Annotated in this window: 10 protein-coding genes; 8 read left to right on the top strand and 2 right to left on the bottom strand. The window is 58.2% G+C overall.

Features of this window, described 5'->3' with window-relative positions; all coding sequences use genetic code 11:
• The first annotated feature begins 2 nt into the window (after positions 1–2).
• Positions 3–974 carry an alpha-ketoacid dehydrogenase subunit beta gene (locus KGL31_03655; protein MDE2320999.1) on the top strand — a complete coding sequence of 324 codons (972 nt, stop codon included), beginning with the start codon at positions 3–5 and terminating at the stop codon, positions 972–974.
• A 9-nt stretch (positions 975–983) separates the two neighbouring features.
• Entirely contained in the window at positions 984–2,195 is a 1,212-nt protein-coding gene (locus KGL31_03650; protein MDE2320998.1) for a 2-oxo acid dehydrogenase subunit E2, read from the top strand.
• A gap of 69 nt (positions 2,196–2,264) precedes the next feature.
• Here KGL31_03650 and KGL31_03645 read toward each other — a convergent pair whose 3' ends face one another.
• The gene (locus tag KGL31_03645) at positions 2,265–2,774 is read right to left on the bottom strand and encodes a hypothetical protein (protein MDE2320997.1); all 510 of its coding nucleotides are present in this window, start codon (positions 2,772–2,774) and stop codon (positions 2,265–2,267) included.
• A gap of 110 nt (positions 2,775–2,884) precedes the next feature.
• Positions 2,885–3,715: a heme-binding protein gene (locus tag KGL31_03640; GenBank protein MDE2320996.1), complete on the bottom strand. Its 831-nt coding sequence runs from the start codon at positions 3,713–3,715 to the stop codon at positions 2,885–2,887.
• Between the two features lie 519 nt (positions 3,716–4,234).
• Here KGL31_03640 and KGL31_03635 point away from each other — a divergent pair.
• From KGL31_03635 to KGL31_03610, 6 genes are read left to right on the top strand one after another with little or no spacing between them, the layout of a single operon-like run.
• Entirely contained in the window at positions 4,235–5,395 is a 1,161-nt protein-coding gene (locus KGL31_03635) for a SpoIIE family protein phosphatase (protein ID MDE2320995.1), read from the top strand.
• A gap of 51 nt (positions 5,396–5,446) precedes the next feature.
• Positions 5,447–8,587, top strand: coding sequence for a response regulator (locus KGL31_03630; GenBank protein MDE2320994.1), 3,141 nt, complete (start codon positions 5,447–5,449; stop codon positions 8,585–8,587).
• A gap of 13 nt (positions 8,588–8,600) precedes the next feature.
• Positions 8,601–8,915, top strand: a complete 315-nt coding sequence (locus KGL31_03625) for an Hpt domain-containing protein (protein ID MDE2320993.1) — start codon at positions 8,601–8,603, stop codon at positions 8,913–8,915.
• Between the two features lie 18 nt (positions 8,916–8,933).
• Entirely contained in the window at positions 8,934–9,281 is a 348-nt protein-coding gene (locus KGL31_03620; GenBank protein ID MDE2320992.1) for an STAS domain-containing protein, read from the top strand.
• A gap of 6 nt (positions 9,282–9,287) precedes the next feature.
• Positions 9,288–9,758: an ATP-binding protein gene (locus KGL31_03615; GenBank protein MDE2320991.1), complete on the top strand. Its 471-nt coding sequence runs from the start codon at positions 9,288–9,290 to the stop codon at positions 9,756–9,758.
• A 3-nt stretch (positions 9,759–9,761) separates the two neighbouring features.
• Complete coding sequence (locus KGL31_03610; GenBank protein ID MDE2320990.1) at positions 9,762–12,254, top strand: glycogen/starch/alpha-glucan phosphorylase; 2,493 nt, start codon at positions 9,762–9,764, stop codon at positions 12,252–12,254.
• Positions 12,255–12,297 lie beyond the last annotated feature (43 nt).

Genomic DNA, 12,297 nt, shown 5'->3' with positions numbered 1-12,297 from the left:
GGATGGAAATCACCTATCTCGAAGCGATCCGCCAAGCCCTGTGGGAAGAAATGGACCGGGACGAGCGCGTCTTCATGCTCGGAGAGGACATCGGAGTCTACGGCGGCGCCTTCAAGGTGACAAAGGGATTCCTCGATAAGTTCGGGCCGGAGCGTGTCATTGACACGCCGTTGTCCGAGTCGGCGTTCGTCGGGGCCGCGATCGGCGCGGCCCTCATGGGAATGCGGCCGGTGGTCGAAATGCAGTTTTCCGACTTCATCGCCTGTGCCTTCGACCAGATCGTCAACATGGCGGCCAAACATCACTACCGCATCGGCGAACCGGTCCCCCTGGTTATTCGGGCCCCCTACGGCGGCGGCATCCACGCGGGGCCGTTTCATTCCCAGTGCCCCGAGGCGTGGTTTTTTCATGTGGCCGGCCTGAAGCTGGTGGCCCCCTCTACTCCTGCTGATGCCAAAGGCCTCCTGAAAGCCGCCATCCGCGATCCCAACCCCGTGATCTACTTTGAGCACAAGTACCTCTATCGTCATATCAAAGGGGAGGTGCCGGAGGGAGATACGATCGTGCCGATCGGCCAGGCGGAGGTGAAAAGAGCAGGCACTACCATCAGCGTGATCACCTACGGCGCCATGCTCCAGCAGTCACTCGCAGCCGCAGAGCGGCTCATACCTGAGGGGATCGACTTAGAGGTGCTGGACCTCCGAACACTTCAGCCCATGGATATGGCCACAATCGCCGCCTCGGTCAAGAAGACCGGACGGGCAATAGTGGTACATGAGGCGTCGAAGACCGGCGGCATCGGAGGCGAGATCGCGGCCCGGATCGGAGAGGAACTCTTCCAGTATCTGGATGCTCCTATCGTCCGCGTGGCAGCCCCCCATACCCCTGTTCCCTTCAGTCCCGTACTGGAGGAGGCATATCTGCCCAATGCCGACACAATCGCCGGCAAGGCGCGAGAGCTGGCCGGCTTCTGAGCGCCGACTATGCTCACTGAAGTCGTCATGCCCCAGATGGGCGAGAGCGTCGCTGAGGGGACGGTTGTCACTTGGCTTAAAAAGGTCGGGGAACTCGTCGCCAAAGACGAGCCGCTGCTGGCCATTTCTACGGATAAGGTAGACGTCGAGATCCCCTCGCCTGCGGTCGGGATCCTCACTGAGGTCGTTGTCCAGGAAGGCAGCACGGCGCCGGTCGGCGCTGTGCTGGCCTATATCACTGAGTCGCTACCCTCCAGCATTGTCTCCTCCGACAGGCCGATTGAGCAACGAGAAGTTGCCGTTCCGGTGACAACGACCGTTACGGAGACCGTCGCTCGGCCAAAGACGTGGTACTCCCCGGCAGTCCTCGAACTGGCAAAGGAATACGGCGTGGATCTCACCCAGGTGAGAGGAACCGGCTCAGAGGGTCGCGTCACCAGGACGGATCTGCTGGATTTCATCGCGCAGCGATCACAGACGACCGCTGCCGCGCCCCAAGTATCCCCTGAACCTCCCACTCCCCTTGTCGAAGACCAGATCCTCCCGATCAGCCCTATGCGAAAGGCCATCGCTGAGCATATGATCCGGAGCCAGCGGACCGCTGCTCACGTCACGCAGATCCATGAGGTCGATATGACGGCCATCGACCGATACCGGCAGGCACACCATGACGCCTTCCTCAAGCAGACCGGAATCACGCTCACCTTTCTTCCCTTTGTAGTGAAGGCCGTCGCGGATGGTCTGCGGGCCTATCCGCTCATGAACGCCTCCTTCACCCGTGAGGGGATCATCGTCAAACACGCGATCAATATCGGGATCGCTGTGGCCCTGGAGGAAGGTCTCATTGTCCCGGTACTGCGGGAGGCAGACAAGAAGGGCTTCCTGACCCTGACAAAACAGTTGGCTGATCTGGCCGCACGGGCTCGCGACAAACGGCTCAGCCTGGAGGAGGTCCACGAAGGCACCTTCACGGTCAACAACTTCGGCGCGTTAGGAACCATGATCGGAACACCGATCATTGTTCAGCCGCAGACGGCCATCCTGGGCCTGGGCAGGGTAGTGAAGCGGCCGGTCGTGATCGACGACACCGTCGTCATCCGTTCAATGGCCTACCTCTGCCTCTCTTATGATCATCGTCTCATCGACGGCGCCTACGCCAGCGCCTTCCTTAATCATGTGCAGGGTACGCTTCAGGGGTTTGATTTCTCCGTCATCCGATAAGACTATCATCTTGGCCGACCGTAGTCTCTTTGGAGCCCGCGCCGTCCTGGGGCCCGCGACTCGGTGGCCTTACGGCCCTGACGGAGAAGTGATGGTCGGCAGACCGATGGTGACGTCATCCCAGTTCACCGGAGGGTAAGGGTCCTTGGAGGGAAACCGGAACTTCCGGTACCACTCCCTATCTACCCGCACCCACCGTTCCTCCATCTCCTGCCAGTTCAGGCCGGCCTGTTTGCCCGGTGGCGCGAATGGCGACGCACCCTGCATTTTTACCCGCACAAATCCTAAATCGCCCTCGATCCGCACCTCCACGATCTGGTAGGCCAGGACGCGGGTCACTCCCATGCTCGGAGCGAAGGTTTGCAATGAGACCGCCCGCCTGAAGGCCGGCTCGTGCGTGGTGTAGGCGGTCATCAGGTCGCCTTTGATCCTGGCGTCCCAGTACTGGCTCGCGCGTTCCCGCAACCGACCAGCCGGATCGACACTGCCTTGAGTCTGCATCACGGCGCAGCCGACAAACAGGGGCGCCAACAACAGCACCCACCAGCCTCGGGCCATCACGACCTGTCGCGTTGTCACATTGTCCTCCTGTCAAGCCCCACTGTACTGCCTGCTGGGCCGCAGGATCGCCAATATGGCGATCCTGCGGCCCTCGGTCGCCTTTCTCTCAGCCGACCCAGGCTGATACTCTACTGTACTGCCGGAAGAGCGGAGAGATCCGGGTTGTTCAGGCAAATAGGGTGCCCGAAGCCGCTAAGACTATTGGCGGCCCCGGTGACGTGACCAGGATCAGCAGGCTGGGAGGGTGCAGAAGCGAACACAATGTCCTGAACCATGTTGTCGGGGCGGGCCGCATCCCCAGAGACTGGGAACAATCCCGCCAGATGGTCCAGCCCCAATGCGTGGCGCAAGTTCCAGGCGACAACGTGGTCGGTGCAGGAGGTATCGCCGCTCACGCCAACCCCTCCGACGAGCGTGCCGTTACTGTTATATAACGCAAGGCCCCCGCCGAAGACATTGACGCCGCCAATTCTCTGACCAACCATCGGATCACCCGACAGGCCAAATGAACTCGCAGGATCTGCGTAAGCAACCGCCGCATCTACGGGATTACTTTCCTGCAACCCGAACAGGCTTCCTCCAGGCTGGACGGCAAAGTAAAGGTTGGCGGTCGCAAGCGCCAAGCCGGACAGACTGAATGCATTAGCGGTATTGGCCTTCTGGGCGGAGATGACCCGGCTGCCAGGCCACTGAGCACCTCGATTCGGACCAGTGAAGGCCACGGCACAGACAATGCCGTCTCGGTTGATCACGGTGGCCCACATGTTGAGCTGCAGACCGCTGCTGTCCGGGGCTACACTTTTAAGCGCGGCGTGCAAGGTGGCCCAATTAGGCAGGGCCGCGCAGGAGCCAACTGAGCCGCCTGCAGCAAAGGCTCCATTCACGGCAATGACAAAACCGGCAACGACACCTGCGAGCCCACACGTAAAGATTTTACGATGCCTTCTCAATCTGTCCATGCCTTCTAGCTCCTTTCACGGTTGTCACAATTGCCTTCACTCACACCGTAGGCGCCATACACGCCCAATGCGCTGTTCCACAGCCAGACCTTACTCGCATTTCCCTTGCTGTTGCGCTCCCTCCTTTCTCGGTCCGCGGTGCGCCACATTCTTGGCCCACTCGCATCCATGGACACTGTATACCTGCTACGATGAAGCGACTCTAGTCTGCGGTCGCGTTGCGGCATACTAGAAGGCATCGTCTATACCTGTCAATACGTCATTTGGCGTATTTGCGACCGCCGAAGTCGAAGCAGTTGCGTGCAAGCAGCCATCGTCATACACTAGTGTAGTGAGTCATACATACCTTTACGGGCCGTTCGCGGTGAGCTTGTCGAACCACGGATGGAACGTATTGATAATACGGCCCTTCGACTGGCTCAGGGCGAACGGTAAATATAAACAAGCGTGAGACTCACTACACTGGTATTGTTAAGGGAGTGTAGAGTGCGAATACTGATCGTTGACGATGATGCGGATATGCGGAGGCTCCTGCTGCACACCCTCCAAAAATGGGGCTACGAGGTCGCTTCTGCATCCGACGGCGCACAAGCGTGGGAGACTCTTCAGAACGAGCCGATCAGTTTTGTGATTACCGACTGGATCATGCCGAACCTGGACGGTTTAGAGCTTTGCCGCCGAATCAGAGAAGGCAGATTCGCGAGATACATCTACATCATCCTCCTGACAGCCAAACACTCAAAAGATGAACTCATCAAGGGGATGGAGGCCGGCGCCGATGATTTCCTGATCAAACCCTTCAACGCCGGGGAACTCAAGGTCCGGATCAGAGCGGGGGAACGGGTCGTCAAGCTGGAAAATGATCTGGAGGAGCAGAATAAGAAGTTGCAGGAGGCCTATTCGAGGATTCGTGAGGACCTCGATGCGGCAGTGACGATGCAGCGAGGTCTCCTGCCCAGCCGCGCACTGGTCGTCCCCGGGTTCAGGTTTGAGTGGATATTTGCTCCCTGTCATTTCGTCGCAGGCGACATCTTTAATGTCTTCCAGCTCAATGAGCACCGGGTAGGCTTTTATATTCTTGATGTTGCCGGTCACGGGATTCCTGCGGCGATGCTGTCAGTCACCCTGAGTAAGCTGCTCTCGCCCACCATCAGTCAGGGAAGTCCCTTGATGCGCTTCGTCCCGGACCCCCCCCATTACGACCTCGCCATGCCGGCGGAGGCTGTTCATACCCTTAACCAACTGTTTCAGTCCAGGGACGATGCAATGCAGTATTTCACTATGGTGTACGGCATCGTCGAGACCCGCAGCGCCCGAACACTGCTGACTCAAGCCGGTCATCCATCGCCGATCTACCAACCCAGGGAGGCGAAAGCCGAGTTGCTGGGAACGGGGGGATTTCCTGTGGGAATGTTGCCCGATGTCAAGTATGGAGAAGAAGAACTGCACCTCCATCCCGGCGATAGGCTCTTCTTCTACTCCGATGGCATTCCTGAATGTACCGCGAAGAATGGAGAGCGTTTTTCCGTAGACCGCCTCATCGCTTTCTTAGAGGCGTGGCGAGAGCGTCCGTTGCGCGACGTAATGGCGGGTGTCAAACAAGCAATAGAGCGCTGGAGGGGCAGCGATGAGTTTGAGGACGACATTACCCTGCTGGCGCTCGAAAGGGAAACGACGTAGCGCTCAGCCTTCAAGCTGATCGCCGGTCGCTTCACGTGCAGGAGGACAGCGATGCAACCGAGTTCACGCCCAGCATCGGCTATTGACGAACTCAACCGGCTGGCCGGCAGTCTGAATGAGTGTGTTGTTAGCAAGTGTCCCGCCGCGCCGCGAGTGGTTGATGAACTCAACCGGCTGGCCGGTAGTCTGCATGACACGCTCAACGCGCTTGCCGAAAGCGAGGCCAAGTTTCGCGGGCTAGTGAATGACGCGCCGGATGCCATGTTACTGGTCAACCAGGCAGGACGCATTGTGCTCGCAAACGACGAAGCAGAAAGGCTGTTCGGCTATACGCAGCAGGAGTTGCTGGGCGCACCCCTTGAGATGCTGGTACCGGAACGCCTCCGCAGCCGGCACGAAGCGGATCGCGCCACCTACCTCATCAACCCCGTGACGCGGCCCATGGGGGTGGGTCTGGAATTATACGGCGTGCGCAAGGACGGGCATGAGTTCCCTGTGGACATCAAGCTGAGCCACTATCCCACCAAGGATGGCGGCATCATCATGAGCGCGATTCGTGATATCACCGCCCGCAAACAGGCAGAGGCCCAACTGTACCTGCGCACCACCGCACTGGAGGCCGCGGCCAACGGCATCGTCATCACTAACCGGGAAGGAACCATCATCTGGGTCAATCCCGCCGTTACCTCTCTTACAGGCTACACGGCCCCGGAGCTGCTCGATCGCAACCCGCGCCTCCTCAAGTCAGGCCATCACGATACTGCGTTCTACCGGCATCTTTGGGAGACGATTCTCTCCGGGCAGGTCTGGCACGGAGAGATGATTAACCGGCGTAAGGACGGGAGCCTCTACACCGAAGAGCAGACCATCTCCCCCGTTCGAGACGGTCAAGATCAGATCACCCATTTCATCGCGGTCAAGCAGGACATCACCGCCCGCAAGCGCGCAGATGCGGACCTGACAGCCGCCCATACCGAACTGGCTCAACTGTATGAGACGACAAAGGACCTCGCCACGCGGTGGGAGGCGCTCTTCACGCTGAGCCGCCTCCTGAACCGATCGCTCGAACTCGATGAGGTCTTCGGTACCTTTGCCCAGGCGGTGGAGTCCTACGTCCCGTATGACCGCTTGGGGATGATTCTCCCGGAAGGGGATCAACTCCGCGTGGCCTACTCCGTCGCTCATCTCCCGCTTGCCTCCCACCAGGGACAGAGCTGGCCGAAGACGAACGACACGGCGGTCGAGTGGATACTGACCCACAGAGAGCCCCGGCTTGTGCGTAATCTCGTCACGGAGCTCGGGTTCCGCGATGAGACCTATCTGGCGCAGGAAGGGATCCGATCCGTTCTTGGACTTCCCCTTCTGGCTGGAGGAGAGGTGTTGGGAGTCTTCTTCCTCGACAGCCTGACGACCGGGGCGTACTCCTCACGAGACATTGAGCGCCTGCTTCCCCTGGCCGATCAGGTGGCCATTGTGATTGAGCACAGCCGGCTCTGGAGTTCCGTGCAACGTCAGGCCGAAGAGCTGAAACGAGAGGTCGAAGAACGTAAGCGGGCGGAAGCCGCAATGCAACAGGCGAAAACTATCGCAGAAACAGCCAACCGAGCCAAGAGCGACTTCCTGGCCAAGATGAGTCACGAAATCCGGACGCCGTTGAATGCCATCATCGGGATGACCGAACTTACCCTCGACACCGTACTCACAGCCGAGCAACAAGAGTTCTTGCAGGTGGTACAGTCCTCCTCGGAGGCGCTGCTGACGGTCATTAACGATATCCTTGACCTCTCCAAACTTGAGGCGGGCCAGATGACGATTGAGGACGTAGATTTTCACCTGCGGGATGTCGTTGAGGGTGTGGCCGAGATTCTGAGCATTCGGGCCCAGAAAAAGGGGCTGGAGTTGACGTGCTATGTGGATCCCGCGCTGCCCTCACGGGTTCGCGGAGACCCTACACGCCTGAGACAGGTGTTGGTCAACCTGGTGGGCAATGCGATCAAGTTCACTGAACGCGGAGAGGTGGCTGTCCAGGTTGAGCAGACAAAGGTTGATACGCCCGGGCGAGTGGGGCTCCATTTTTCGGTAGCCGATACCGGAATCGGTATCCCGAGTCATCTGCACGCCAAAATCTTTGACCCGTTTGCGCAGGCGGACGCCACCACAACGCGACGATTCGGGGGGAGCGGACTGGGCTTGAGTATCTCGAAAGCTCTCGTAGAGCTGATGGGTGGGCGGATATGGGTGGAAAGCGAGGAGGGTAAGGGTTCCACCTTCCATTGTGGTCTTACGGTCTCCGTGGCGGAGCCTGAAGCTGAGGTTGCGAGAGGAGAGGAGGAGACCTATCCCGACCTCCGCCATGTCACGGTGCTGATTGTGGATGACAATTCGACCAATCGCCTCATCCTGCGCCGAATGCTACAGACGTGGGGCATGTCCGTGAGAGAAGCCACCGGCGGGGAGGAGGCTCTGACGCTGTTGCAGGCGCCACAACCGGGCTATCAGATCGTCATCCTCGACTATCAGATGCCGGACATGGACGGAGCGTCCGTCGCGCGGGCGATTCGACAAATCCCACGACTCCAGCAAATCAAGTTAGTGATGCTCTCATCCTGGGAAGGGCTGTCTGCTGCTATGAAAGAGGAACTCGGGATTACAGTGGTCCTGACCAAGCCGGTCAAGCACTCAAAGCTCCTGGATGTATTGTTGGGGCTGCTTCGAAGGACGAAAGAAGTCGAGGTTCCGGTTGAGCCACTCACCCCTGAAGCGGAACGCCCCACCCTCCAGCAGCACATCTTACTTGTCGAGGACAATCCAGACAATCAGTATCTGGTGGAAAGAATTCTCAAGAGCGCCGGGTACTGGGTCGTGACCGCCGAGAATGGGATTGCAGCGGTGGACGCCGTACGGCAGGTCCGCTATGATCTCATCCTGATGGACGTGCAGATGCCGGAAATGGATGGGTTTGAGGCGACTCGAGCGATCAGGTCATGGGAGCGGGAGCACAACGTCGGGCGGACACCCATCATCGCGATGACGGCGTATGTGGGTGCGGAGTATCGGGAGCAGTGCCTCCAGCAGGGGATGGATGATTATCTCACGAAGCCGCTGAAGAAGGATCTCCTGCTTCAGACGATGAAGCACTATCTGGACAATTCGGAGGAAGCCGGTGAGGATGCTGTCTCGGAGGTCCCATAAGGAGGGGCGGAAGATGGGGGAACAGACGACCGTCGTCTATGTTGACGAGGATCTCGCGGATCTGATCCCGGAGTTTTTAGAGAATCGTCGCCGGGATGTCGAACAGATCAAGCGATTGGTCCAGGAAGACAAGTTCGCAGAGCTCGCGCGATTAGGCCACACTATGAAAGGGACAGGAGGCGGCTATGGGTTCACAGAGATCAGCGAAATAGGACAGGGAATCGAGGAGGCCGGCAGGCGCGGCGATCGGGAGACCATGACAAGGCTGTGCGAGCGGCTGGCAGCCTACCTTACGGCAGTAACAGTTCAGGTTCGACAATCCGAATAAGGCAAAGGAGCCCACGCGATGCAGCTTGACCAGCGGAGAGCAGGCGAGGCGCTGATTGTGACGCCACTGGAGGAGCGGCTGGATGCCAGAGTCGCAACTGATTTCAAGGAACGGATGACCGAACTGATCGCTTCAGGTAACACCAAGATTGTCCTGAATCTCTCTGGGGTAGAGTTTATCGACAGCAGTGGCTTGGGAGCGATTGTCTCCAGTCTGAAGCGAATGGGGGGACGAGGAGAGTTGGTCGTGTGCGGGTTGCAGGAAACGACCATGACCTTGTTCAAACTGACGAGGATGGACCGGGTGTTTCAGGTCTTCAGTAACGAGAAACAGGCCATGTCAGCCTTGGGCGGCGACAAAGGATAGGGCGAGTTGAGCGAACGACGGATCACACTGGCCATCACCAGCGATCTCCAGAATGTCCCGCTCATCGGTCAGGCAATACAGCGGCTCTGCTCCCTTGCCCCGCTTTCCGATGTCGAATCACATCAGATCGCGTTGTGCGTTGTCGAGGCGGTCAATAACGCCATCGTGCACGCCTACGATCGCGAGGCAGCGCATGAGATAGAAGTGATCTTTGGCCAGTATTCGGACCGGCTGATCGTTCAGATCTGTGACGCAGGACGGACCATGGACCCGAAGCACCTCGTACCTCAGACCGCTTCACCCTTTGATTTCGATCCCCACTGCCTGGAACGTCTTCCCGAGAGGGGGTTAGGACTCGCGATTATCAGGAAAACCATGGACGAGGTCACATATACGACATCCCATGGGAAAAATATTCTGACTCTGACGAGATTTCTCAAATCGTGTCAATCCAGACAAGAATCACCGAGGGAGTGACCGATGTCGACCAGCAGGCTTGAGCGGGATCCAGAACCGGAATTCGGAGCGCATCGCCATGTGGCCCTCACGGTATCTGCCTTTCAAGACGCAATCCGCTATCATGCCCGATATTCGTTAGGAAAAAAATGGGAGCGCTGTTCCAGCCGCGAGTTGTTCATGGCTGTAGCGTTCGCCGTTCGAGATGCCCTCATCGACCGGATGCTGGATACCGAGGACCGGTATCAACAGGCCGATCCTAAGCGCCTGCATTATCTCTCCATGGAGTTTCTCCTGGGCCAGTCGTTGAGAAATAACCTGAGCAATCTGGGAATGCTCGATCCTTGCCGGGAGGCGCTCCACACGATGGGGGTCGATCTCGATGATGTGCTGGAAGGCGAACCTGAAGCTGCGCTTGGCAATGGCGGCCTTGGTCGCCTGGCGGCCTGTTTTCTGGACTCGCTGGCCACCATGGGTATGCCGGGATACGGATACGGCATTAACTATGAGTACGGCCTGTTCAAGCAGGCCATTGACAGCGGGTATCAGAAAGAAAAACCGGACAACTGGTTGGCCCACGGCAACCCCTGGCAGATTGAGCGTCTCGATGAGGCTTGTATTGTGCCCGTGTACGGTCGCGTCGAACACGGCATTGATCGCGCAGGGGGGTACAACCCCATGTGGATGGATTGGAAGATCATCATCGGCGTCCCGCACGATATGCCGATTGTCGGGTACGGCGGAAACACGGTCAATGTGCTGCGATTGTACTCGGCGCGATCATCCGAAGAGTTCGACATGCAGATCTTCAATGAGGGGGACTATCTGAAGGCGGTTGAGCAACAGATCAGCACGGAGACTATCTCCAAAGTTCTCTACCCTGCCGACTCAATTAAAGCAGGCCGGGAGCTGCGACTGCTTCAAGAGTACCTCCTCGTAGCATGCGCCCTCCGAGACATTGTCCGCCGGTACAGCAGGAGCCATACTGACTTTGACCAGTTCGCCTCCAAGGCCGCCATTCAACTCAACGACACCCATCCGGCCCTGGCCGTTGCAGAATTGATGCGGATGCTGGTTGATGAACTTGCCCAACCATGGGAAACCGCCTGGGAGATTACGCAGGCCACACTGTCGTATACCAATCATACCCTGATGCCGGAAGCGCTGGAAAAATGGTCGGTCTCGCTGCTCGAGGCCGTCCTGCCGCGACACCTGCAGATCATCTACGAGATCAATCGCCGGTTCCTGGCACAGGTGGCCACTATGTGGCCACGCGACCACGAGCGATTGCAACGTATGTCCCTGATTGAGGAGGGGGAGCAGAAGCAGGTACGCATGGTCAACCTCGCACTGGTTGGCAGCCATGCCGTGAACGGAGTCTCGACGCTCCACACCCAACTGGTGAGAACCTCTTTGGCGCCTGATTTCTCTCAACTCTGGCCGGACAAATTCAGCACTAAGACGAATGGCGTGACGCCGCGACGCTGGCTGCTTCAAGCGAATCCGCTGTTGGCCGATCTCATTACCGACACGATTGGGAGCGGTTGGATTACCGACCTTGGGAAGCTGGGGGCCTTGGAACCTCACATTGAGAATGCGAATTTCCGGCAGGCATTTATGGCCATGAAGCGGGTCAACAAAGTGCGATTGGCGCGACTCATCTACGACGTCAGCCGGATAGTTGTCAGTCCGGACGCGTTGTTTGATGTGCACGTCAAACGGATTCACGAGTACAAACGGCAACTGCTCAACATCATGCAGATCGTCCACCAGTATCTATGCATGGTCCAAGATGGGCACGAGCCGCCTGCGCCTCGTGTTTACATCTTTGCGGGTAAGGCGGCGCCGGGGTATTGGACGGCGAAACAGATCATCAAATTGATTACCAGCGTGGGTCAGATCATCAACAACGATCCGCGGGTAAAGGGGCTGATCAAGGTAGTCTTCATCCCCGACTACCGCGTCTCCCTGGCGGAACAGATCATTCCCGCCGCGGATGTCAATCAGCAGATCTCAATGGCCGGCACAGAGGCCTCAGGGACGGGAAGCATGAAGTTCGCGATGAATGGAGCCCTCATCGTCGGCACGTATGATGGAGCCAATATCGAGATCATGCAAGAGGTGGGCGAGGAGAACGTCTTTCTCTTCGGATTACAGGTTGAAGCGATCCGGCAGATGCGGGAGCGAGGCTCGTATCATCCTCGAGAGTATTATCACCGCAACCCCTATATACGACGGGTCATGGAGACATTCGCGTCCAATCTGTTCTGTCCGAACCAGCCTGGTCTATTCCGCTGGATTAGTGAATCGGTTCTGGACCGCGGAGATCCATACTTCCATCTGGCCGATCTGGAGTCGTATATCGAGACCCAGGAACGGGTTGCCCAGGCGTTTACAGACCGACCGGCCTGGTCTCGTAAGGCCATCTTAAACGTTGCCCGCACAGGAACATTCTCGAGCGACCGCGCCATCGCGGAGTACGCCCGGGAGATCTGGAACATTCAGCCCGTCGTCTAGCTATGATGTAAGCTGACCCTGAGGCGTCAAGTGAAAACAGTGG

The sequence above is a fragment of the Candidatus Methylomirabilota bacterium genome (assembly GCA_028870115.1).
Classification (GTDB): Bacteria; Methylomirabilota; Methylomirabilia; order Methylomirabilales; family Methylomirabilaceae; genus Methylomirabilis.
Note: the sequence above shows the minus strand (reverse complement) of the source record. Positions and strands in the feature narration are given on the sequence as shown.

Excerpts from the sequence above, each read along its gene's own strand:
- KGL31_03650 (MDE2320998.1), top strand. The coding sequence starts at position 984 with ATGCTCACTGAAGTCGTCATGCCCCAGATGGGCGAGAGCGTCGCTGAG.
- KGL31_03655 (MDE2320999.1), top strand. The coding sequence starts at position 3 with ATGGAAATCACCTATCTCGAAGCGATCCGCCAAGCCCTGTGGGAAGAA.
- KGL31_03630 (MDE2320994.1), top strand. The coding sequence starts at position 5,447 with ATGCAACCGAGTTCACGCCCAGCATCGGCTATTGACGAACTCAACCGG.
- KGL31_03610 (MDE2320990.1), top strand. The coding sequence starts at position 9,762 with ATGTCGACCAGCAGGCTTGAGCGGGATCCAGAACCGGAATTCGGAGCG.
- KGL31_03625 (MDE2320993.1), top strand. The coding sequence starts at position 8,601 with ATGGGGGAACAGACGACCGTCGTCTATGTTGACGAGGATCTCGCGGAT.
- KGL31_03620 (MDE2320992.1), top strand. The coding sequence starts at position 8,934 with ATGCAGCTTGACCAGCGGAGAGCAGGCGAGGCGCTGATTGTGACGCCA.
- KGL31_03635 (MDE2320995.1), top strand. The coding sequence starts at position 4,235 with ATGCGGAGGCTCCTGCTGCACACCCTCCAAAAATGGGGCTACGAGGTC.
- KGL31_03640 (MDE2320996.1), bottom strand. The coding sequence starts at position 3,715 with ATGGACAGATTGAGAAGGCATCGTAAAATCTTTACGTGTGGGCTCGCA.